The following is a 216-nucleotide window of genomic DNA, read 5'->3' as shown; positions in this document are numbered from 1 at the left end:
GGCAATGCTTACAACTCCCTGGGACAGTACCAACGGGCGATTGAGTTCTTGCAGCAGTCTTTGGAAATATCTAGGGAGATAGGCGATCGCAATGGCGAAGGTACTTCCTTAAACAATTTGGGCAATGCTTACAACTCCCTGGGACAGTACCAACGGGCGATTGAGTTCTTGCAGCAGTCTTTGGAAATATCTAGGGAGATAGGCGATCGCAATGGC

The 216-nt window shown here is 49.1% G+C and carries 1 protein-coding gene; it reads left to right on the top strand.

What is annotated here, in order from left to right:
• The coding region (locus AABK37_RS42285; RefSeq protein WP_432557317.1) for a tetratricopeptide repeat protein at positions 1–216 on the top strand (216 nt) is incomplete at both ends.

This window comes from Tolypothrix sp. VBCCA 56010, from assembly GCF_050875635.1.
GTDB lineage: Bacteria > Cyanobacteriota > Cyanobacteriia > Cyanobacteriales > Nostocaceae > Hassallia.
This window is presented reverse-complemented; position numbering and strand designations above follow the sequence as displayed.